Source organism: Phytomonospora sp. NPDC050363, from assembly GCF_040655735.1.
In the GTDB taxonomy this organism is placed as follows: domain Bacteria; phylum Actinomycetota; class Actinomycetes; order Mycobacteriales; family Micromonosporaceae; genus Phytomonospora.
The window spans coordinates 215,576-236,873 of sequence record NZ_JBFAKK010000009.1; the positions used below are offsets into that span (position 1 = coordinate 215,576).

Here is a 21,298-nt window from a genome sequence, read left to right on the forward strand (position 1 = left end):
GGGACGGCCGTTCTAGATCATGAGGCCGGTGCCGCCCGTTCTTCGCCCGTTAAGCGCCCGTCGGCCGTTTCGAGCAGGCCACGCGCCTCGGCCAGTTCCGGCACGGTGACGCCCGACAGGAGGTTCGCCGCCTCCGCCCAGCACTCCCGCGCGGCGGCGAGATCGGCACCGGCCCGGTGCGCGCGACCGAGCGTGATCAGCGTGCGGGCCTGTTCGAGGCGCCGCCCGGATCTGCGGTGCCCCGCGAGCGCGGCTCGCGCCTCCTCGACGCAGCCCTCGACGTCGCCCTCTCGGAGGCGTACGAGCGCCACCAGGCCTCGGGTGACCGCCTCGTGGGGCCCGCCCTCGCTGAGCCGCACGGCGACCTCGGCTCCCTTGCGCGCGCCTTCGAGGTCGCCGAGACTCAAGGCGATGCGGGTGCTGACGGAGGCGATGAGGTAGCGGCCGTATCCGAAGCGGGTGTCGCCGAGGCGGGTGACGGCGGTGTCGAGGAGTTTCCCGGCGCGTTCGGGATCGCCGGTGGCGCAGGCGATCTTGGCGAGGCCGCAGCCGGCCAGGACGGTCAGGCGCAGGTCGTCGAGCCGGGCGGCCTCGTCGAGGACAGCGGTGAAGTAGGCCTCGGCCTTGTCGTAGGCCCCGGCTTCGGAGTGCACCGAGCCGAGTCCGCACCACACGTTGATCTCCTCGTCGAGGCGGCCGAGCGCGTGGTGGAGTTCGGCGGCCTGGGTGAGGATCCGGGCGGCCTCGGTCAGGTCGGCGCGCATGCTGTGGGCGTAGGCGAGGTTGGTGAGCACCTGCGCCTCGGCGTGCCGGTCGCCGCGCTCTCTGGCCAGCGCGAGCGCGTCGGCGAGGTCGTCGAGGGCCTCGTCGAGTTCGCCGATCTGGGCCCTGGTCATCGCGAGGTTGCTCAGGCCCTCGACCTCAGCCTCGGTGTCGCCGAGTTCGCGGTCGATGACCAGCGCCTCCTTCGCGAGGCGGATCGCTCCCGGCCAGTCGCCTTCGATGTGGTGGATGCTGCCGAGTCCGCGCAGCGACAGCGACTCGCCTCCGCGGAGTCCGGCGGCGCGGTAGGCGGCCAGGGCAAGCTCGTGTTCGGTGCGGGCGCCGGCGAGGTCGGCGGTGCGGCATTTGAGGGTGCCCAGGGAGTGGCGCATGGCGGCCTCGCCGAGGGCGTGGCCCTGGCGGCGGGCGGCGCTGAAGCCGGCGCCGGCCACGGTGAGCCAGGTCGCGCCCGACACGCGTCCGATGAGCGGGATGAGGAGGGCGTCGGCCAGGCGCCAGGCGGCCTCGTCGTAGCCGCCTGCCTCGGCGTGGCGGACGGCGGCGACGAGGTTGGGCAGTTCGGCGGTGAGCCAGTCCTCCGCGTCGGCGGGGGATGTGAACTCGACCGGGGGCCGTTCGACGGGCGGGACGCGGGAGGATCCGCCGACGGCGGCGAGGGTGCGGTCGAGGTAGTGGCCGAGCAGTGCGGCGACGGCCGCGTCGCGTGCGGGGTCGGCCTCGGCGAGGCGGTTGCCGTACTCGCGCAGCAGGTCGTGGAAGCCGAAGCGGCCTCCGGCGGCGGTCTCCACGAGGTGGCGCGCGGCCAGGGCTTCGAGTAAACCCTCGGCCTCCTCGTGTCCGACTCCGGTGAGCGCGGCGGCGGCCGTCACCGACACGCCGGCCGGTGCCTTGACCACCGTGGACAGCCGGAACAGGCGTTGCGCGGGCTCGGACACGGTCGCGTAGGACAGGTCGAGCGCGTCGCGCAGGTCGGCGCGGCGGTCGCCGCGGATGCGCAGGCGGCCGATGCGGTCGCGGGCCAGTTCGGCGACGTACTCGGCGATGGTGTGGCGGGGGCGGTCGGCGAGTTGTGCCGCCGCGATGCGCAGGGCCAGTGGCAGCCGGCCGCAGAGTTCGGTGAGTTCGGCGGCGGCCTGCGGCTCGGCGCCGATCCGGTCGGCGCCGAGGACGTGTTCGAGGACCGCGTGGGCGGCCTCGCCGTCGAGGACGTCGAGCGCGATCCTCCGGGCGCCGTCGATGGCGACCAGGCCGCTGAGCCGGTCGCGGCTGGTGACCACGACCAGGCAGCCGGGGTCGCCGGGCAGCAGCGGGCGCACCTGCTCGGCGTCGGCGGCGTTGTCGAGGACGATGAGCAGCCGGCGGTCGTGCATGGTCGAGCGCAGCAGCGTCCGCCGTGCCGCCGGGTCGCTGGGCACCTCCGCCGGCGGCACCCCGAGGTCGGCCAGGAGCGCGGGGACGTGGTCGTCGGCCGAGGAGGGCTCGGGGTCGAAGCCGCGGAGGTTGACGAAGAGGCGGCCGTCGGGGAAGTGCTCGGCCATGGAGTGCGCCCACCGCACGGCGAGCGCGGTCTTGCCGGTGCCCGCGGGGCCGGTGACGGCGACCAGGCCGGAGGTGATCTGGCCGAGGGCGCGCATCTCGGTGTCGCGGCCGGCGAAGACGCCGGTGCTGGGCGGCAGTTGCGACAGGCTCGGCGGGGCCGAAGGGGAGCACAGGGTCAGCGCCGGGTCGGCGGTGAGGATGTTCTTGTGCAGGCGCTGGACCTCGGGTGAGGGTTCGAGGCCGGAGTCGGCGGCGAGGCGGCCGCGCAGTTCGCGGTAGACGCGCAGCGCGTCCTCGGTGCGGCCGCAGCGGAAGAAGGCGAGCATGAGCTGCGCGTGGGGGCGCTCGCGGTCGGGGTGGGTGGCGGTGAGCGCGCTCAGTTCCGGCAGGAGGGCGTGGTGGCGCCCGAGGGACAGCATGACCTCGGCGCGTTCCTCCTGGGCGCACACGCGCAGTTCGTCGAGCCGGGCGGCCTCGGCGCGGGCGGGTGAGCCGTGGAGGCCGTCGAGGGCCGGTCCGCGCCACAGTGCCAGCGCGGTGTCGTAGTGGGCCAGCGCCGTCTGCGGGCTCGCCGCTCGGGCGGCCGACAGTTCGGCGTGGAAGGTGCCCACATCGGACTGTCCCGGGTGGACGTCGAGGAGGTAGCCCGGGGCGCGGGTGACGATCACGCCGGGCGCGATGGGGGCGAGGGTGCGGCGCAGTTCGGCGACGAGCGTGCGCAGCCGTGAGGCGGGATTCGCCGGGAGGTCGCTGCCCCAGACGTAGCTGGTGAGGGTTCCGGCCGCGACGACCTGTCCGGCGTGGAGCAGGAGTCCGGCCAAGACGAGGCCCTGCTTGGGGCCGAGCGCGATGATCCCTTCGGGTGTGCACAGGTCGGGGGGACCGAGGAGCCTGAACAGTGGAGCGGGTGGTGCGGACGGCATGGCGTGATCTAACGCAGATTTCCCTTGCCGCGCAAGGGTTCTGCGATCTCGCCCTAGCCTTCCGGCGCGGCTTCGACCGCTGCCGCCTCGGCGGCGGGGGCGTCCTCGCCGCTCGCGGCGATGCGGGCGGCCCGTGCCTTGGCCGCCGCGGCCTGGCCGGCGAGCCGGGACTCCAGGTCCTCGGCGAGCAGCGGGCGGTCGAAGAGGTAGCCCTGCCCGAGGGGGCAGCCGGCCTCCTCGACGAAGGCGAGCTGGCTCTCGGTCTCCACGCCTTCGGCGATGACGTCGAGGCCGAGGCGCTGGCCCAGTTTGACGACCACGTCGGACAGCGGGGCCGAACCGTCCTCGGCGCCGACGACGAGCGCGCGGTCGATCTTGAGGATGTCGACGGGGAGGCGGTGCAACTGGCCCAGTGACGAGTAGCCGGCGCCGAAGTCGTCGAGGGCGATGCGCACGCCGGTGGCCCGCAGTCCGGTGAGCTGGGCGACGAGGCGGTTGATGTCGTAGGCGACGTCGTGCTCGGTGATCTCGACGACGAGCTGGCGGGGCGGCACACCGCGCTCGACGAGGGCCTGGGCGACCTCGACGGCGAAGTTCGGCGAGTGGAGCTGGCGCACCGACACGTTGAGGGACACCCACAGGCGGTGCCCCGCCGTGCGCCAGTCGCTGAGCCGCCCGGCGGTCTGCCGCAGCGACCAGGCGGTGAGCTCGTCGACGATGCCGGCGGTCTCGGCGGCGGGGATGAACTCGGTCGGCGGGACCACGCCGAGCACGGGGTGCGTCCAGCGCAGGAGGGCCTCGGCGCCGACGATCTCACGCTCGGGCAGCGAGACCACCGGCTGGTAGACCAGGTGCAGCTCGTCGCGCTGCATCGCGCCGCGCAGCTCCTGTTCGAGGAGGGTCCGGCGGCGCACCATCTGCTCGAAGTCGGCGTCGTAGCGCTCGATGCGGTTCTTGCCCTTCTCCTTGGCGAAGCGCAGGGCGAGGTCGGCGTTGCGAAGCAGCGTCTCGACGTCGTCGGCGGTGCCGCAGCCGGCCACACCGATGCTGATCGACAGGAAGACCCGCGAGCGCCCGCACTCGTAGGGTTCCGAGAGGGCGGCCAGGAGGCGTTCGGCGATGTCGCCGGCGTCCTTGGCGTTGCACCACAACAGGACGGCGAACTCGTCGCCGCCGAGGCGGGCGCCGAGGTCGGTGGGGCGCAGGTTGGCGCGCAGCCGCTCGGCGACCTCGACCAGGACCTCGTCGCCGACATCGTGGCCGTGCAGGTCGTTGACGTTCTTGAACTCGTCGAGGTCGATGGCCAGCATCGTGCACGGGATCCCCGACCCGGCGACGTCGCTGTCGAGTTTGCGCAGCAGCTGGCGCCGGTTGGCCAGTCCCGTCAGCGGATCGGCGTAGGCCATGCGGGCCAGTTCGCGCTCGAGCTGCTTGCGGTCGCCCACGTCGCGGGTGTGCACGACCAGGCCGCGCACCTGCGGGACGTCGCGGTGGTCGGCGACCGTCGACTCGGTGTCGCGCCATTCGCCCTCGCGGTCCTTGATGCGCCCGTCGAGCAGGACCCGCTCGCCGTTGAAGGCGCGGGTGAGCTGCTTGCGGACGGGCGCGGCGTCGTCGGCGTGCACGAGGTCCTCGAAGGGGCGGCCGATGACCTGGTTGCCCGACCAGTCGAGCTGCCAGTTCGACGACGGCGACTGCCAGCGCACGACGAAGTCGCTGTCGAGGACGGTGATGACCTCCGAGGAACCGGCCACTATGGACCGGAAGTAGGCCTCGCGGTCGGCCAGCTGCTCGGCGGCGCGCCGCACGTCGAACCTGGTGAGCACCTGGCGGCAGGTCAGGGCTGCCACGACGAAGACGGCGGCGATGACCGTGTCGAGCTTGAGCGGGCTCATGTCGCTGGCGTGGTAGATCGCCGCTCCCCCGGCCATCGCGGTCGGCAGGAGGGTGACGACGAGTCCTATGTGGGGGATCGGCTGGGCCTTGGGCTTGCCGGGATTGCGCACGGCCAGCCAGACCGAGACGGTGACGAGGAGGGAGGAGAACCCCCATGTCAGGGCGTAGGTGCGGCACATCCCCCAGTTGTCGAGCTGCACGGCGACGCTCATCGCGGTCCCGGTGACCACGAAGGCGGACAGGCCGAGCATGAGCAGCCCGTGGGCGCGGCGGTGCCCGGTGGCGCGCACGGCGGCGACGAATCCGATGCCGACCACGATCGCCGCCGACAGCGCCGAGGCGAGGATCGCCGCGTACTCCCAGGTGGGGCGCGGGTTGAGCGGATCGGGGCCGTAGTCGGCGAAGTAGAGCATCCACACGGTGAACGCCAGGCAGGCCGCGACGATCAGGCCGTCGAGGGCGAGACCGAGTCGCGGGGCCATGCCGGTCACGCCGCCGGGGAGGCGCAGCAGACCGGAGACGAAGAGAACGGCGCCGCCGACCGAGCCGAGCGCGATCAGCCAGGTCCCGTGCCCTTGGGCCAGAACGGCCAGGCCCACGGAGAAGGCGACGACCTCCAGGCCGATGGCGATGCGGCGGTAGGCGGCGCGGCCGGCTGTGTCCGCACCGGCCATGCCGGTGAGCACTCCGGCGACGGCGACCACGACCGCCACGGAGGCCGCGCCCAGGCTGGGCATGCGGTCGGTGTCGTCGAAGAAGGCGAGGGCGACGGCGCTGAGCAAGGTCACGGCAAGGATGACGTGCCGCACGGGACCCATTAAGGTCTCGGCCCGCCACTCTCCCCAGGTGCGCCACACGGCTTCTACTGTGCCCGATCTGATCTCGACGATGGGTTGGCCGGTCCGCAGACCGTCGCTTGTGGACGAAACCAGCCGCCGGTGTGTACGGCCACCTTAGAAATTAGCAGGAAGTGGTAAGGGGTGGCCCCCGGACGTCACGGAGTCGGCGCCGGGGGCCCACGTGCCGGGGTGTTCGCTCAGCAGCAGCCGGCGTACTCCTCGACGCCGTTGACCATGCACAGGCGCTCGTGCCCGCCTTCGCAGATCGCGGGGTTGTACACGCAACGGCAGGCGTTGACGCCGACGCCGGCGCTCGCCTTGGCCTTGCCGACGAGCCGGTCGAGGACTTTATCGATGAGCTTCATGGTTGTTTCCTCCCATTCGCACGATGTAGCCGGTCGACGATCTTGTAGGGCGAGATCGTCGCTTTCCTGCGCTCGTCGTCGATCGTGGCACCCCGCGCGACCGAGGTCAACGGGCACCGCGAACGCTCGCCGTCGAGCGGGGACGTCGTATGCGGTCGGGTGTGCGGTCGCAACCACCGGGACGCTGAAACGGCTCCGGTCCTCCGTGTGCCGGAGAGCCGGAGCCGGGCGGTGACCGCGGCGCCTAGCAGCAGCCGGACGAGGCGCAGGTGATGCCGCTGCAGTCCGGCTTGGTCCAGCAGCGCTGCCGCTCATGCCCCGGCGAACCGCAGATGCCGTTGACGACACAGCGGTAGTAGGTGTCGGGCGGACAGGCCGCATAAGCGTCGACCTTGCCGACGAGCTTGTCGAGGACCTTCTCGGTCGCCAGCTTCACGAGTTTCATGACGGTTCCCCTCACTTCGCGCGAAGTCGCCGGGCGACGATCTTGTAAGGCAAGACCGTCGCTTTCCTCCGGCAGCCATGATCGTGGCAGCACGAAGGCCCCGAAGGCAATGCTCTCGGGGCCTTTGTGGACGGTGAAGACCTTTTGCGATGCGCTCGGCTATGCGGTCCCTTATGCGTGGATCGCCCAGGACACGGCCTAGGGTGTGTCCTGGTGATCTTGTGGGTGCGAGGCGAGGCTCGTTTTTCTTCTGGCAAGCCGTTCTTTCGCCCTGGTACCGGTGTTGTACCTGGGCGAAATAACGGTGCCGCCAGGGGGAGAACGAGTCCGCCGCAGCCCCGCAGTGATCACCCGGACACGGCCTAGGGGACCAGCCGGAACGCCCCGTCGGAGGCGGAGGTCGCCAGCGCCGCGTAGGCCCGCAGCGCCGCGGTCACCGGACGCTCCCGGTTCACCGGCGTGTAGGGCTGCTCGCGCGCCTCCTCCTTCGCCCGGCGGTCGGCGAGCTCCTCGGCGCCGACCTCCAGTGCGATGGAGCGGGCGGCGATGTCGATGGTCACGATGTCACCGGGGTGGACCAGGGCGATGGGCCCGCCCGAGGCCGCCTCCGGGGAGATGTGCCCGATGGACAGGCCGGACGTGCCGCCGGAGAAGCGGCCGTCGGTGATGAGCGCGCACGCGCGGCCCAGGCCCTTGCCCTTGAGGAAGGAGGTCGGGTACAGCATCTCCTGCATGCCCGGCCCGCCGCGCGGTCCCTCGTAGCGGATGACCACGACGTCGCCGGCGACGACCTCGTCGTTCATGATCGCCGCGACGGCGTCGTCCTGGGACTCGTAGACCTTGGCCGGTCCGCTGAAGGTCAGGCACTCCTCGGGGACGCCGGCGGTCTTGACGACGCAGCCCTCGGGGGCGATGTCGCCGAAGAGCACGGCCAGCCCTCCGTCGGCGGTGTAGGCGTGCTCGGCCGAGCGGATGCAGCCGTGCTCGGCCGACACGTCGAGGCTCTCCCAGCGGTTCTTCGTGGAGAAGGGCTCGATGGTGCGGATGCCGCCGGGCGCGGCGTGGAAGAGCTCGACGGCGGTGTCGGTGGCCTTGCCGCCGCGCACGTCCCAGTCGTCGAGCCAGCTGCCGAGGTCGGGCGAGTGGACACTGCGCACACCGGTCTTGAGCAGCCCGGCCCGGTTGAGTTCACCGAGGATCGCGGGGACGCCGCCGGCGCGGTGGACATCCTCCATGAAGTACTTCGGCGAGTTGGGCGCGACCTTCGACAGGCACGGGACCCGGCGGGAGATCGCGTCGATGTCGGCGACGCCGAAGTCGACGCCGGCCTCGCGGGCGGCGGCGAGGAGGTGGAGGACGGTGTTGGTGGAGCCGCCCATGGCCACGTCGAGCGACATGGCGTTCTCGTAGGCGTCGCGGGTGACGATGTTGAGCGGCAGGACCGACGCGTCGTCGTTGTCGTAGTAGTCGCGGCACATGTCCATGACGGTCGTCCCGGCGCGGGAGAACAGGTCGCGGCGGGCCGCGTGGGTGGCCAGCGTCGAGCCGTTGCCGGGCAGCGAAAGGCCGAGGGCCTCGGTCAGGCAGTTCATCGAGTTGGCGGTGAACATGCCCGAACATGATCCGCAGGTCGGGCAGGCGGAGCGCTCGATCTCGGCGAGCTGGTCGTCGTCGACGGCCGGATCGGCCGAGGCGACCATCGCGTCGACGAGGTCGAGGCGGGGCTTGACGACGCCGCTGACGGCGAAGGTGCGCCCGGCCTCCATGGGCCCGCCGGAGACGAAGACCGTGGGGATGTTGAGGCGCATCGCGGCCAGCAGCATGCCCGGGGTGATCTTGTCGCAGTTCGAGATGCACACCAGGGCGTCGGCGCAGTGCGCGTTGACCATGTACTCGACGCTGTCGGCGATGAGCTCGCGGCTGGGCAGGGAGTAGAGCATGCCGCCGTGGCCCATGGCGATGCCGTCGTCGACGGCGATCGTGTGGAACTCACGCGATACTCCCCCGGCCTCCCGGATGGCCTCGGCGACGATGTCGCCGAGGTCCTTGAGGTGGACGTGGCCGGGTACGAACTGCGTATAGCTGTTGGCGATCGCCACGATGGGCTTGCCGAAGTCGCCGTCGGTCAGCCCGGTCGCGCGCCACAGGGCGCGCGCCCCGGCCTGGTTGCGGCCGTGCGTTGAGGTGCGGGAGCGGAGTTGCGGCATGCGATCCAGTCTCCCACTTCTCACATCATGGGATTCGACGCCCAAGGACTGAGTGACGCTTGCCGTAGATGAAGTAGATGACCACCCCGGCGGCCATCCAGATCAGGAAGCGGATCCAGGTCAGCACGGTCAGGTTCACCATCAGCCACACGCAGGCCAGCACCGCCAGGACCGGGACCACCGGCACCCACGGAGTACGGAAGCCGCGCGGGAGATCGGGCCGGGTCCGGCGCAGGATCAGCACACCGGCCGAGACGAGCACGAAGGCGAACAGCGTCCCGACGTTGACCATCTCCTCAAGCCGGCCGGCCGGGAAGAAGCCCGCGGCGACCGCGACGACCACGCCGACGCCGATCGTGATGCGCATCGGGGTTCCGTGCTTTCCGGTCACCGACCACTTGCGCGGCAGCAGACCGTCGCGGGCCATGGCGAAGGCGACCCGGCTCTGCCCGAGCATCATCACCATCACCACGGTCGTCAGGCCGGCCAGCGCGCCGACGGAGATGATCGTGGCGGCCCAGTCGGCGCCGTTGATGGCGAAGGCCGTCGCCAGCGTCGCCTTGCTGCCGTCGGCGCCGGTCTGGAGATCGGTGTAGGGGACCATGCCCGTGACGACCAGGGCGGTGGCGACGTAGAGGACGGTCACGATCACCAGGGAGCCGATGATCCCGCGCGGCAGGTTGCGCTGCGGGTTCTTGGTCTCCTCGGCGGTGGTCGCCACGACGTCGAAGCCGATGAAGGCGAAGAACACGATCGAGGCGCCGGCGAGCATGCCGAAGATGCCGTAGGTGCTGCCGACGTCGCCGAAGACCGACGACAGCAGCGACTGGTTGACGCCGCCGTGCCCGTCTCCCGGCTGCTGCGCCGGCGGGATGAACGGCGAGTAGTTCGTGGTGCTGACGTAGCCGATGCCCAGGACGATCACGAAGAGCACCACGGCGACCTTGATCGCCGTGATGACCTGGCTGACCCGCGACGACAGGCGCGTGCCGAGCGCCAGCAGGGTCGTCAGCACCGCCACGACCAGCGCGGCGCCCCAGTCGAACTCGAAGCCCGCGATGGAGGTCGTGGAGACGCCGAAGCCGAGCAGCTCGAAGGTCTCGGCGAGATAGGACGACCAGCCCTTGGCGACCACCGCCGCCGCCAGCGCGAACTCCAGGATCAGGTCCCAGCCGAGGATCCACGCGACGAACTCACCGAAGGTCGCATAGGAATAGGTGTAGGCGCTGCCGGCCACCGGGACGGTCGAGGCGAACTCGGCGTAGCAGAGCGCGGCCAGGCCGCAGGCCACCGCGGCGATGACGAAGGACAGCGAGACCGCCGGGCCGGTGATGTCACCGGCGGTACTGGCGGTGATGGTGAAGATGCCGGCACCGATCACCACGGCGATGCCGAAGACGATCACGTCCCACACGGTCAACTCGCGCTTGAGGCGGTGGCTCGGCTCCTCGGAGTCGGCGATGGACTGCTCGATGTTCTTCGTGCGCCAGAGCTGGTTCGTCATGGTCACCTGCCCGTCCGTGGGGATGCTGGGGTGATTCCACCACATATCACTCAAAAGGTGAGTGAACGCTGCGGGGTGTCGAGGCGGGTTACCCGGATCGTCCGGATTCATGCACGGCCACGGGAAGGCGCGGACAGTGAACGGCGACGCACGAAAGACCCCACCGCCGAGGCGATGGGGTCCGTTGCCGTTCGTGCGGCCGAGCTGGACCTAGGAGGTGCAGGCTCCCCAGCCGCTCCAGGTACCGCAGGTCCACGTGCAGGGCACACCGCGATAGCAGCAGGTGCGGTAGCGACACCTGCCGTCGGACTTCTGGCGTTCCTGGATGCAGTCGGGCGGGCAGACCGCCGCGGCCGTACTCGCCGGAACCAGAGCGGATAACAGCTTGTCGCCGAGCTTTCCGAAAGTCTTCATGGCTCTTCTCTCTCCCTGGGGGTCCGCGACCTCGAAGCCGCGGTTGCCGTGGCCGCCGCCTCGCTCACGGTGGGACGTGAGGCGGCTACCAGGAATGAGCGTCGCGAGCGTCCGACATGGCGTCAATGGTGATCTTGTGCCGATATGCGCATTGGCATGCGGTCGGTGATGCGCAACGTCCACGGCGGCCGCTGTCACCCCGGCCGCCGTGAACGCCTCCGGCTCAGCCGCCGGCCACCGAGGGCAGGATCTGCACCTCGGAACCCTCCATGACCGGAGTGTCGAGCCCGCCTGCGCGGCGGCACTCCTCACCGTCGACGTAGATGTTGACGTAGCGGCGCAGCCCGCCCTTCTCATCGCGCAGACGGCGATCGATGCGGGGATGGTTCGCGGCGAGGCCGTCGAGGACGTCGCGCAGGACTCCCCCGTCGGGCAGGTCGAGGCTGACCTTCGACTCCCCCGCCGCGTCGACGCGCAGCGCGCCCGGGATCAGCACCGAGACGGCCATCCTCAGACCTCCGCGGCGCGGACGCACAGCACGTCCGGCAGGTGGCCGACGACCTTCTCGTAGCTGTCGCCGTCGTCGGTCGAGACGAACACGTCGCCGACACGGGTGCCGACGTAGATGCCCGGCTGTTCGGCGGAGTCGGTGGAGAGCGCGTCGCGCAGGACGATCCCGTAGTAGGGCTCGTCGAGCACGTCGTGGGCCGTCCAGTTCGCCCCGCCGTCCTCCGTGCGGTGCACCCGCAGGGTCCCGTCGACCGGGAAGCGGTTGTCGGAGAAGGCGACCGGCGCGTTGTAGGCGACGTTGCCGCGCTTGGGGTGGGCAAGGATCGAGAAGCCGAAGTCGGTCGGCAGTCCCGGGGCGATGTCGTTCCAGGTCGCGCCGTTGTCGTCGCTGCGGTAGACGCCGCCGTGGTTTTGCAGGAAGAGGCGCTCGGCTACCTGCGAGTCGCGCGAGACCTTGTGCACGCACTGCCCGAACTCGGGGTACTGGCGGTCGCCGGGGAAGAACTCGGCCTTGACGCCGGTGTTCGACGCCGTCCAGTTCCGGCCGCCGTCGGTGGTGGTGTAGACGCCGCCGGTGGACATGGCGATGAGCATGTTCGCCGGGTCGGTCGGGTGCGGGACGATCGTGTGGATCGCCGGCCCGCCGGCGCCCTCGTTCCATTCGGCCCTGTGCGGGTGGTCCCACAGCGGGCGGTTGAGTTCGTATGTGCGGCCTCGGTCCTCCGACCGCCACAGCGCCCACGGCTCCGAACCGGCGTAGACGACGTCCTCCTCCGGGCCGAAGGCGAACTGCCAGGCCCTCTTGAAGGTCGCGTCGGTGTCCGGAGGGAAGGCGATCGGTGCGGTGTCGTGCGACTCGTCCCAGTTCTTGCCCAGGTCGTCGCTGAGGTAGACGCTCGGGCCGTAGTGGGCGCTGTCGGCGCTCACCAGAAGGCGAGGTGTCGACCGCCGGGTGTCGATGCCGACGGCGTACACGCCGCTGACGGCGAAGTACGGTGTCGACACCTCCCAGTTGCGACGGTCCTGCGAGGTGGCCAGGAACAGGCCCTTGCCCGTTCCGATGGCCAGCAAATAGGTCATGATCACTCCTTTCGGCAGAAGTCCGCCATGACGCAAGCACGACGGTATGACAAAACAAGCGCCCGACGTGGCCGTACGGGCCGGTACGGCACTGTGGGACCATCGGGAACGTGACCACCGTGAACATCTCCGCCGCCTCCCCTGGGACGCGGGTCCGCTTCCGCCACACCGGCGCGCTCTGGGTCGCCGCGATGCTCACCTTCGTGGGCGGCACGCCCCTGGCGCTGTCGGAGTGGTGGCTCACGCCGATCCTGCTGATCCCCGTCGGCATCGCCGTGTGGGCGTGGCGCTCGGGAGTCGACGCCACCGGCGACGGCCTGCGCGTGCGCGGCCTCGTCGGCAGCCGCAGGTTCGCCTGGTCGGAGATCGAGGCCTTCGGCGTCGCCCGCCGCCAGGCCTTCGCGATCCTGCACCAGGGCGTGCGGGTTCCGCTGCCGGCCGTCCGCCGCGAGGACCTCCCCCGCCTGATCGCCGCCTCGGGCAGCGAGCTGGTCGCCGAGGACGTCGAGGAAGACGACACCGAGGACTAGACCCTCTCCGCCCTCCCGCCCGGCGCGAGGCAGTATGGGCGGCATGAAGATCTGGATCGCTCACGAAGAGGGCCTCGGCCGCATGGGGGCCGTTCCCGACGGCGTCACCATCGAGGTCTACCCCGGCGGTGACGCCGAACCGCCCTCCGACCCCGCCGACGTCGCGTTCTGGGTGCCGCCCTACATGGCCGAGCACGGCGCGACCGACATGCTCAAGCGGATGACCTCGCTCAAGGTCGTACAGCTGATGTCGGCCGGCGCCGAGGTGTGGGAACCGGTGATGCCCGAGGGCGTCGCCCTCTGCGACGCCAAGGGCGTCCACACCGTCGCCACCGCCGAATGGGTCCTGACGGCGATCCTGTCCCACCTGCGCCGCTTCCCCCACTTCGCGCGCGCCCAGGCCGCCCGGGAGTGGGACCGCGTGGAGGGTGAGTTCCTGTGGGGCAAGAAGGTGCTCATCGTCGGCGCCGGTGACATCGGCGAGTCGGTGGCCCGCCGGGTGGAGTCCTTCGACGCCGAGGTCGTGCGGGTCGCGCGGACCGCCCGCGAGGGCGTGCACTCCGTCGAGGAGTTGCCCGAACTGCTTCCCGAGGCCGACATCGTGGTGATCGTCGTCCCCCTCACCGAGGCGACGACGGGCCTGGTCGACGCGAAGTTCCTGGCCGCGATGCGGACGGGCTCGCTGCTGGTCAACGTCGCCCGCGGCAAGGTCGCCGACACCGACGCGCTGCTGGCCGAGACGGCCGCGGGCCGCATCGGGGCCGCTCTCGACGTCACCGACCCCGAGCCCCTGCCCTCCGACCACGGCCTGTGGGAGCTCGACAATGTGCTGATCACCCCGCACGTCGGCGGGAACGTGCCGGGCATCACCGGCCGCGCCTATGAGTTGATCGGCGCCCAGGTCCGTCGCCTCGCGGCGGGCGAACCCCTGGAGAACGTCGTCACCGACGGGTACTGAAAGCACCCTGGGTGCGCGGGCTGCGTCCGCGCACCCGGCGGGCGAGACGGGCGGGACGGGGCTCGCGTGACTACGCTGGTGCCCGTGACCTCACGGCCTGCCCGCTCCCGCATCCTCGGCGCCGCCGCCGCGCTCGCCGCGGTGTCGCTGCTGTCCGCCTGCGCTTTCGGTGATCCGCCGCCCAGCGATCCCGGCGAGCCGCCGAACCTCCCCAAGCCGTCGACGAGTTCCGAGGGCGAGAGCGCCGTCGCCGAGATCGTCGCCGACAACCTCGAAGTCCCGTGGGCGATCGCGTTCCTGCCCGACGGGTCGGCGCTGTTCACCGAGCGCGACACCGCCAAGATCCGCTCGATCGCCGCCGACGGGACGGTCGGGGACGTGCAGACCGTCGAGGAGGCCGACCCCTCCGGCGAGGGCGGGCTGCTCGGCATCGCCGTCTCCCCCGACTACGAGACCGACGAGCTGGTCTACGTCTACTACACCGCCGCCTCCGACAACCGGATCGCGCGGATGAAGCTCGGCGAGACGCCCGAGCCGATCGTCACCGGGATCCCCAAGGGCGCCAACCACAACGGCGGCGGCCTGGGCTTCGGGCCGGACGGATTCCTCTACGCCTCCACCGGCGAGACCTACCAGACCGAGCTGTCGCAGGACAAGAAGAGCCTCGGCGGCAAGATCCTGCGGATGAAGCCCGACGGCAAGGCAGCGCCGGGCAACCCCTTCGACAACCTCGTCTACTCCTACGGCCACCGCAACGTACAGGGCTTCGCCTGGGACGCCGACGAGCGCATGTTCGCCATCGAGTTCGGCCAGGACACCTGGGACGAACTGAACCTCATCGAGGCCGGCGGCAACTACGGTTGGCCCGAGGTCGAGGGCACCGGCGGCGACTCCAAGTACGTCGACCCGCTGGTCACCTGGAGCACCGACGAGGCCTCCTGCTCGGGCGCGGCGATCAGCGAGAGCCTGCTGATCACCTCCTGCCTGCGCGGCGAGCGCCTGTGGCTGGTGGGCCTCGACGGCAAGGGCGGCGTGTCGGGTGACCCGCAGTCGGCGCTGGAGGGGCAGTTCGGGCGGTTGCGGGCGGCGGCCGTCGCGCCCGACGGCTCGATCTGGGTGAGCACGTCCAACAAGGACGGTCGCGGCGAGGAGGCACCCGGCGACGACAAGATTCTGCGCATAGTCGCGGGCAGTTCGGGTATCGGCAAGGCTTGACATTCTCGGAGAAGGCGATCGGGTGGGCGACGTGGACCAGGCAGGCGAGCCGCACGAGCAGGACCGACGGCCGCATTCGGCGCTGGAGCGTGTCCGGGGGTCGCGGGCGGCGGGTTCGGTGTCGGGCGTGTTCGCCTGGGCCGGTTCGCTGACGGCCCGGTTGTGGCGCGGCGACATGGCGCGCTGGGGTCGCGAGTTCGAGGAGTGGCGCTACACGTCCTGGGAGCGTTTCAAGGAGGGGCCGGTCGCCGCGCGGCTCGCCTACCTGGGACGCGGCGGCCGACGGATGTGGCGCTGGGCGCGGGGGAACCGGGGTGTGCGGCGCGGTGCGATCGCGCTGGCGCTCATGGCCGTCGCGCTCGTCGGATCCGTCCTGGGGGTGACCCTCGCGGGGAAGGCGTCGATCCCGATCGGGCCGTTCCAGTCCTCGCTGGAGGTACAGCCCTCGGTGACCGGCGAGACCTGGGTGGCGCTGCCGCCGCTGGGCTCGCTGACCCTCGACAGCCACACCGGGCCCCTCAAGCTCAGCGTCAGCCTCGACTCCCTCGACCAGGCCCGCACGCAGGCACTGGTCGCCGATCCCGACGGGCTGAACAAGGCCAGCGCGACCGTCGCCGAGGACCTCATCAGCGGACTGATCTCGGTGGCGCTGCGGGCCGCGGCCGGTGCCGCCCTCGCCGGGCTGGTGCTCGGCGGGCTGCTGTTCCGATCGGTGCGGCGCTCGGCGATCTGCGGTGCGCTGTCGCTGGCGCTCACCGTCGCGGTCGTCGGTCTGGCCGCCGGAACGCTGCGGCCGCAGTCGATCGAGGAGCCTCGCTACGAGGGCCTGCTGGCCAACGCGCCCGCCGTGGTCGGCGACGCGCGCAAGATCGCCGACCGCTACGAGGAGTACCGCGCGCAGCTCCAGCGGATGGTCACCAACGCCGCGCAGCTCTACACGACCGCCAGCACCCTGCCGACCTTCGACGCCGACCCCAACACCGTGCGGATCCTGCACGTGTCCGACCTGCACCTCAACCCCTCGGCGTGGTCGGTGATCGGCACGGTCGTCGAGCAGTTCCAGATCGAGGCCGTCGTCGACACCGGCGACATCACCGACTGGGGCACCGAGCAGGAGGCGAAGGCCTACACGTCGTCGATCGGGGCACTGCCGGTCCCCTACATCTACATTCGCGGCAACCACGACTCCGAGGCCACCGCCAAGGCCGTCGCCGCGCAGGACAACGCGATCGTCCTCGACGGCGACACCGTCACCGTCGCGGGCCTCACGTTCGCCGGGATCGGCGACCCGCGCTTCACGCCCGACAAGACCTCGGCGCCCGGCGACCTGCGCGAGGAGCAGGTCATGTACAACTCCGGCGCCGAACTCGCCGACGTCGTCGAGGACTCCGATGTTCCCGTCGACGTGTGCCTCGTGCACGATCCGGTCTCGGCCGGGCCGCTGGCGGACCTGACGCCGCTGGTGCTGTCCGGGCACCGGCACGCGCGGGAGGTGACGGTGATGCCCGACTCGACGACCAGGCTGATGGTCCAGGGATCCACCGGTGGCGCGGGCCTGCGCGGTCTCGAAGGGGACACGCCCACGCCGCTGGAGTTGTCGGTGCTGTACTTCAGCAAGGACGACCGTTCGCTGCAGGCCTACGACGACATCACGCTGGGCGGCGCGGGGCAGACCGAGGTGACCTTGCAGCGCAACGTGATCGACGGGATCGCCGACGGCGTGGTCCCGCCGCCGCAGACCGATCCCTCGGCGCCGTCGGCGCCCGCGCCGTCGGGGAGCTGAACCCTGGGGCGTGTCCGGTGGATCGTTGCGGAGCTGCGGCACCCACAGGACGAGGCCTAGCCGTCGAGGAGCTGCCAGAGCTCGAAGCGGTTGCCCTCCGGGTCGGCGGCGTAGCCGAAGCGGCCGAAGCTCTCCTCGACGACTCCGTCCTCGACGGCGGCGCCGGCCGCGCGCAGCTGCGCCAGCATCGCGTCGAGGTCGTGGACGCGGAAGTTCAGCATGGTCTGCTGCTCCCGGCCGAAGTACTCGGTGTCGGCGGGGAAGGGGCTGAATGCGGTGTAGCCGGCGTCCTGCAGCCAGGGCAGGCGGCCGTTGGCGGGGCCGGTGATGCCGAGGTTGGCCTCGTACCAGGCGGCGAGCGCTTCGGGGTCGGCGGCGCGGAAGAAGACTCCGCCGATGCCTGTCACACGTTCCATGGGGCGACGGTAACAATGCGTTGGGCCGGAAAGGCCGAGATCGCTACTCTGTGCGTCGATCCTTTCCCGCCCCACCCCGGAGCAGCCTTGTCTCTTCGCGTCATCCCGCTCACCGACCCCGACCGTCGGCCGGCCTCCTTTCGCCTCGCGTGGCTCGCCGCCGACGGCGACGGCGTGCCCCTCGGCTCGGCGTTCCTGCGCGTCCACACACAGCCCGGCCAGGACCACCTCGCTGAACTCGACCTGACCGTCCACCCCGCCGAACGCCGCAAGGGCGCCGGGTCGGCGCTGCTGGAGCACGCCCTGGCCGCCGCCCGCGATGAGGCCAGGAGGGCGGTGACCGCCTCGGCCGGCGCCGACTCCCCCGGGCAGGCGTTCCTCGCCGCCAAGGGCGCCCGGAAGGTGCTGACGCTGGTCTTCGCGCGGCTCGGCCTCGACGAGGCCGACATGACCGCCGTCGCCGAGGCCGCCGGGCACCCCCACCCCGGGTACCGGCTGACGTCGTGGACCGGAACCGTCCCCGGCGACCTGGCGCAGAGCTACGCCGACTCCCGCCGGGCCATGGACGACATGCCCATGGACGACACCGACTACGGGACCGTCGTCTGGGATGTCGAGCGCGTGCGGGAAGCGGCCGCCGCCGTCGAGAAGCGCGGGGAGCTGCTCCACACCGTCGCCGCCGTCGCCGAAGACGACGGGTCCATCGTCGGGTTCACCGAACTGGTGGTCGCGGGCAACGGCGAGGGCGACGGACAGCACTACGGGACCGCGGTCCTGCCCGAACACCGCGGCCACGGCCTCGGTGTGTGGATGAAGGCCGAGGCGATCCGCCAGGCGCGGGGAACGCACCCGCGGCTGGGCGGGCTGCTGACGGACACGGCGGAGAGCAACGGGTACATGCGTGCGGTGAACGACCGGTTCGGGTACCGGGAGACGCATCGGGAGGTGACGTACCAGTTCGACTTGGGGGCCGGGTAGGGGTTGGCTTGGGGGTGCGGGCGGAGGGCTCGCGGCCGGTCCGGATGGACTCGCTTGCGAACACGGCCCCGCACCCACCCTTAGTGCAGCACCGCCCACCCCAGCTCGCCGCGAAGGTGCCGGAACGCGTCCGCCACCTTCGTCCGATAGCCCCGGAACAATGTCAGCCCCGCCGCTTCGGCCTCGGTGAACCACCCGAAGTCCAGCGTCTCGTTGCTCAGCCCCAGCTCGCCGCCGACAACCTCGCAGCGCACCACCGGAATGTAGAGGTGGAACGCCGGCCGGTGATCGTAGAGCCTCCTGTTGTCGTACAGCCCGATCAGTTCCCGCGCCTCCACCTCCAGCCCGGTCTCCTCCCGGCACTCGCGCACGGCCGCTTCCGAAGGGCTCTCCCCCACGTCGCAGATCCCGCCGGGCATGCACCAGGTGGCGGAGCCGTCGGCGCGCTGGACCAGCAGGAGTCGCCCGTCGTCGTCGAAGACGGCGGCGTCGGCGGCGGCGCTGGGCGTGCGGTGGCCGAGGGCGCCGCGGTACTCCTCGGTGATCTCACCGGCGGTACGGGTGTCCACGATGGACAGCACTTCGGCGGAGATCTCGTGCAGCCGCTCGAAGCGCGCCTTGTTGTACGGATCCTCGGCGTAGTGAAGGCCGTTGGCCGCCAGTGCGCGGATCTCGGCCGACAACTCCGCGAGGCGTCTGCCCGGGTCGCTGCTCAACTCGTCTCCCAAGGGGTGCGAAACGCGACGACCGGCCCGACGGGTCACGTCGGGCCGGTCGTCGGATGAACGATTGTCAGGACAGGCGGGCGATGACCAGTTCGCGGACGGCCTTGGCGTCGGCCTGGCCCTTCGTGGCCTTCATGACCGCGCCGATGAGCACACCGGCGGCCGCGTGGTTGCCGCCCCGGATCTTCTCGGCGACGGCGGGGTTGGCCGCGATGGCCTCGTCGATCGCGGCGGTCAGCGCGCCGGTGTCGGACACGACCTCCAGGCCGCGCGAGGCGACCACCTCGGCCGGGCCGCCCTCACCGGCCAGGACGCCCTCGATGACGCTGCGGGCGATCTTGTCGGTCACCTTGCCGCCGTCCACGAGGGACTGGAGCTCGGCGACCTGGGCCGGCGTGATCGGCATCGCCGACAGCTCGGTGCCCGACTCGTTGGCGCGGCGCGAGAGCTCGCCGAGCCACCACTTGCGGGCCGACTCCGAGCTCGCGCCGGCGGCGATGGTCTGCTCGATCAGCTCGGTCGCGCCGGCGTTGATGATCGAGGCCATGTCGTGGTCGGAGATGTTCCAGTCGGCCTGGAGCCGCTTGCGGTGCACGCGCGGCAGCTCGGGCATCGCGGCCTTCAGCTCGGCGACCCACGCCGGGTCGGGCGCCAGGGGCGTCAGGTCCGGCTCGGGGAAGTAGCGGTAGTCGGTCGCGGTCTCCTTGCTGCGCCCGGAGGTCGTGTCGCCGGAGTCCTCGTGGAAGTGGCGGGTCTCCTGGACGATGCGGCCGCCCTCGTCGAGGACGCTCGCCTGGCGCAGCATCTCGCTGCGGACGGCGCGCTCGACGCTGCGCAGGGAGTTGACGTTCTTGGTCTCCGAGCGGGTGCCCCACTCCTCGCCGGCCTTGTTCAGCGAGAGGTTGACGTCGCAGCGCAGCGACCCCTGCTCCATGCGCACGTCGGAGACGCCGAGGGAGCGGATCACGTCGCGCAGTTCGGTGACGTAGGCGCGGGCGACCTCGGGCGCCAGCGCACCGGTGCCCGCGACGGGCTTGGTGACGATCTCGACGAGCGGGATCCCGGCGCGGTTGTAGTCGACGAGCGACTCGGTGGCGCCGTGGATGCGGCCGGTGGAGCCGCCGACGTGCAGGCTCTTGCCGGTGTCCTCTTCGAGGTGAACGCGCTCGATCGGGATGCGCACGGTCTCGCCGTTCACGTCGACGTCGAGGTACCCCTCCCCGCACAGCGGCTCGTCGTACTGCGAGGTCTGGAAGTTCTTGGGCATGTCGGGGTAGAAGTAGTTCTTGCGCGCGAAGCGGCACCACTCGGCGATGTCGCAGTTGAGCGCGAGCCCGATGCGGATGGTGGCCTCGATCGCGGCGGCGTTGGCCACCGGGAGGCTGCCGGGAAGTCCGAGGCAGACCGGGCACACCTGGGTGTTGGGGTCGGCGCCGAACTCGGTGCGGCACCCGCAGAACATCTTCGTCCGGGTGCCCAGTTCCACGTGGGTCTCCAGCCCGATGACGGGCTCATAGCGGGCGACGACGTCGTCGTACGACGGCAGGGTGCTGGTGCTCATCATCGGCCTTCCGGTCAGTTGCGACGCGTTGCGACTCCCCAGCCTAATTAGCCGGGTTTCGGCTCGGCCTGCTGGGGCGAGCACTCCGGCCGGGAGGCCGCCTCGAGTTCGGTGAGGAGGGCGAGCAGGTCGCGCTGCTTGCCGGCGGGGAGGGTCGTGAAGATCTCCTCGGCTCCCTCGCGGCGCATCTGGCGCAGTTCCTCGGCGCGGCGCGAGCCCTCGTCGTTGACCGACACGCGGATGGAGCGGCGGTCGTCGGGGTCGGGGTTGCGTTCGACGAAGCCGCCGTCGACGAGCATGTCGACGATGTCGCCGGCCGAGCGGGCGCCGATGTCGAGCTTGCGGGCGAGGTCGACGATCCGCAGCGGGCCGTGGAAGTCGATGGTGCGCAGGGCGCGCGCCTGTGAGGCCGTCATGCCGGTGGGGGCGAGCTGTTTGTTCGCGCGGTGCCGAACCCGTCGCCCCAACCGGAAGAAGAGGTGGGTGAGATCGCCGATGACGTCCTCTTCGACGTGCGGCTGCGTTGCGTCCGTGGTCGGCATCGCTGGCTCCTGTGGTGAGTCTGGGCTGAGCGTACGTGATGGACCGTCACCGTCCGTGCGGCGTGGCGCACGCCCTATTGCGAGG

Annotated in this window: 18 protein-coding genes; 5 read left to right on the forward strand and 13 right to left on the reverse strand. The window is 71.2% G+C overall.

Translation table 11 applies throughout. The features are described from left to right. Positions 1-17 precede the first annotated feature (17 nt). From AB0I28_RS24725 to AB0I28_RS24765, 9 genes are all read right to left on the reverse strand, one after another. Positions 18-3,245, reverse strand: a complete 3,228-nt coding sequence (locus AB0I28_RS24725) for a BTAD domain-containing putative transcriptional regulator (RefSeq protein WP_357497024.1) — start codon at positions 3,243-3,245, stop codon at positions 18-20. Between the two features lie 53 nt (positions 3,246-3,298). After that, a complete protein-coding gene (locus AB0I28_RS24730; protein ID WP_357497026.1) occupies positions 3,299-5,929 on the reverse strand; it encodes an EAL domain-containing protein in 2,631 nt (876 codons plus the stop codon). 248 nt (positions 5,930-6,177) lie between these two features. Then, positions 6,178-6,345: a hypothetical protein gene (locus AB0I28_RS24735; RefSeq protein ID WP_357497028.1), complete on the reverse strand. Its 168-nt coding sequence runs from the start codon at positions 6,343-6,345 to the stop codon at positions 6,178-6,180. Between the two features lie 244 nt (positions 6,346-6,589). Further along, positions 6,590-6,790, reverse strand: coding sequence for a hypothetical protein (locus AB0I28_RS24740; protein WP_357497030.1), 201 nt, complete (start codon positions 6,788-6,790; stop codon positions 6,590-6,592). Positions 6,791-7,152: 362 nt separating this feature from the next. Continuing rightward, complete coding sequence (gene ilvD, locus AB0I28_RS24745; RefSeq protein WP_357497032.1) at positions 7,153-8,997, reverse strand: dihydroxy-acid dehydratase; 1,845 nt, start codon at positions 8,995-8,997, stop codon at positions 7,153-7,155. Between the two features lie 25 nt (positions 8,998-9,022). Further along, positions 9,023-10,501, reverse strand: coding sequence for an amino acid permease (locus tag AB0I28_RS24750; RefSeq protein WP_357497034.1), 1,479 nt, complete (start codon positions 10,499-10,501; stop codon positions 9,023-9,025). Positions 10,502-10,711: 210 nt separating this feature from the next. Beyond that, positions 10,712-10,915, reverse strand: coding sequence for a hypothetical protein (locus AB0I28_RS24755; RefSeq protein WP_357497036.1), 204 nt, complete (start codon positions 10,913-10,915; stop codon positions 10,712-10,714). Between the two features lie 223 nt (positions 10,916-11,138). Beyond that, the gene (locus tag AB0I28_RS24760; RefSeq protein WP_357497038.1) at positions 11,139-11,423 is read right to left on the reverse strand and encodes a ubiquitin-like small modifier protein 1; all 285 of its coding nucleotides are present in this window, start codon (positions 11,421-11,423) and stop codon (positions 11,139-11,141) included. A gap of 2 nt (positions 11,424-11,425) precedes the next feature. Then, entirely contained in the window at positions 11,426-12,505 is a 1,080-nt protein-coding gene (locus tag AB0I28_RS24765; RefSeq protein ID WP_357497040.1) for an exo-alpha-sialidase, read from the reverse strand. Between the two features lie 191 nt (positions 12,506-12,696). Between AB0I28_RS24765 and AB0I28_RS24770 the strand changes: the two genes are divergently transcribed. From AB0I28_RS24770 to AB0I28_RS24785, 4 genes are all read left to right on the forward strand, one after another. After that, positions 12,697-13,035 carry a PH domain-containing protein gene (locus tag AB0I28_RS24770; RefSeq protein ID WP_357497261.1) on the forward strand — a complete coding sequence of 113 codons (339 nt, stop codon included), beginning with the start codon at positions 12,697-12,699 and terminating at the stop codon, positions 13,033-13,035. A 43-nt stretch (positions 13,036-13,078) separates the two neighbouring features. Next, the gene (locus AB0I28_RS24775; protein ID WP_357497042.1) at positions 13,079-13,993 is read left to right on the forward strand and encodes a 2-hydroxyacid dehydrogenase; all 915 of its coding nucleotides are present in this window, start codon (positions 13,079-13,081) and stop codon (positions 13,991-13,993) included. Between the two features lie 84 nt (positions 13,994-14,077). After that, positions 14,078-15,208: a PQQ-dependent sugar dehydrogenase gene (locus AB0I28_RS24780; protein WP_357497044.1), complete on the forward strand. Its 1,131-nt coding sequence runs from the start codon at positions 14,078-14,080 to the stop codon at positions 15,206-15,208. Between the two features lie 22 nt (positions 15,209-15,230). Then, positions 15,231-16,991, forward strand: coding sequence for a metallophosphoesterase (locus AB0I28_RS24785; protein WP_357497046.1), 1,761 nt, complete (start codon positions 15,231-15,233; stop codon positions 16,989-16,991). Between the two features lie 56 nt (positions 16,992-17,047). Here the strand turns inward: AB0I28_RS24785 and AB0I28_RS24790 are convergent, their stop codons facing one another. Then, positions 17,048-17,407 carry a VOC family protein gene (locus AB0I28_RS24790; RefSeq protein ID WP_357497048.1) on the reverse strand — a complete coding sequence of 120 codons (360 nt, stop codon included), beginning with the start codon at positions 17,405-17,407 and terminating at the stop codon, positions 17,048-17,050. 87 nt (positions 17,408-17,494) lie between these two features. Here AB0I28_RS24790 and AB0I28_RS24795 point away from each other — a divergent pair, with 87 nt between their 5' ends. Continuing rightward, a complete protein-coding gene (locus AB0I28_RS24795; protein ID WP_357497050.1) occupies positions 17,495-18,385 on the forward strand; it encodes a GNAT family N-acetyltransferase in 891 nt (296 codons plus the stop codon). A gap of 80 nt (positions 18,386-18,465) precedes the next feature. On the opposite strand, the gene AB0I28_RS24800 is transcribed toward AB0I28_RS24795, so the two are convergent. The 3 genes from AB0I28_RS24800 to AB0I28_RS24810 form a co-directional block, all read right to left on the reverse strand. Further along, positions 18,466-19,101 carry an NUDIX hydrolase N-terminal domain-containing protein gene (locus AB0I28_RS24800; protein ID WP_357497052.1) on the reverse strand — a complete coding sequence of 212 codons (636 nt, stop codon included), beginning with the start codon at positions 19,099-19,101 and terminating at the stop codon, positions 18,466-18,468. 76 nt (positions 19,102-19,177) lie between these two features. Next, entirely contained in the window at positions 19,178-20,671 is a 1,494-nt protein-coding gene (gatB, locus tag AB0I28_RS24805) for an Asp-tRNA(Asn)/Glu-tRNA(Gln) amidotransferase subunit GatB (protein WP_357497054.1), read from the reverse strand. 47 nt (positions 20,672-20,718) lie between these two features. Beyond that, positions 20,719-21,213 (reverse strand): MarR family transcriptional regulator, encoded by a 495-nt coding sequence (locus tag AB0I28_RS24810; RefSeq protein ID WP_357497056.1) that lies wholly within the window; start codon positions 21,211-21,213, stop codon positions 20,719-20,721. Positions 21,214-21,298: the final 85 nt, after the last annotated feature.

Excerpts from the sequence above, each read along its gene's own strand:
- AB0I28_RS24725 (WP_357497024.1), bottom strand. The coding sequence starts at position 3,245 with ATGCCGTCCGCACCACCCGCTCCACTGTTCAGGCTCCTCGGTCCCCCC.
- AB0I28_RS24735 (WP_357497028.1), bottom strand. The coding sequence starts at position 6,345 with ATGAAGCTCATCGATAAAGTCCTCGACCGGCTCGTCGGCAAGGCCAAG.
- AB0I28_RS24740 (WP_357497030.1), bottom strand. The coding sequence starts at position 6,790 with ATGAAACTCGTGAAGCTGGCGACCGAGAAGGTCCTCGACAAGCTCGTC.
- ilvD (WP_357497032.1), bottom strand. The coding sequence starts at position 8,997 with ATGCCGCAACTCCGCTCCCGCACCTCAACGCACGGCCGCAACCAGGCC.
- AB0I28_RS24750 (WP_357497034.1), bottom strand. The coding sequence starts at position 10,501 with ATGACGAACCAGCTCTGGCGCACGAAGAACATCGAGCAGTCCATCGCC.
- AB0I28_RS24755 (WP_357497036.1), bottom strand. The coding sequence starts at position 10,915 with ATGAAGACTTTCGGAAAGCTCGGCGACAAGCTGTTATCCGCTCTGGTT.
- AB0I28_RS24760 (WP_357497038.1), bottom strand. The coding sequence starts at position 11,423 with ATGGCCGTCTCGGTGCTGATCCCGGGCGCGCTGCGCGTCGACGCGGCG.
- AB0I28_RS24765 (WP_357497040.1), bottom strand. The coding sequence starts at position 12,505 with ATGACCTATTTGCTGGCCATCGGAACGGGCAAGGGCCTGTTCCTGGCC.
- AB0I28_RS24770 (WP_357497261.1), top strand. The coding sequence starts at position 12,697 with ATGCTCACCTTCGTGGGCGGCACGCCCCTGGCGCTGTCGGAGTGGTGG.
- AB0I28_RS24775 (WP_357497042.1), top strand. The coding sequence starts at position 13,079 with ATGAAGATCTGGATCGCTCACGAAGAGGGCCTCGGCCGCATGGGGGCC.
- AB0I28_RS24790 (WP_357497048.1), bottom strand. The coding sequence starts at position 17,407 with ATGGAACGTGTGACAGGCATCGGCGGAGTCTTCTTCCGCGCCGCCGAC.
- gatB (WP_357497054.1), bottom strand. The coding sequence starts at position 20,671 with ATGAGCACCAGCACCCTGCCGTCGTACGACGACGTCGTCGCCCGCTAT.
- AB0I28_RS24810 (WP_357497056.1), bottom strand. The coding sequence starts at position 21,213 with ATGCCGACCACGGACGCAACGCAGCCGCACGTCGAAGAGGACGTCATC.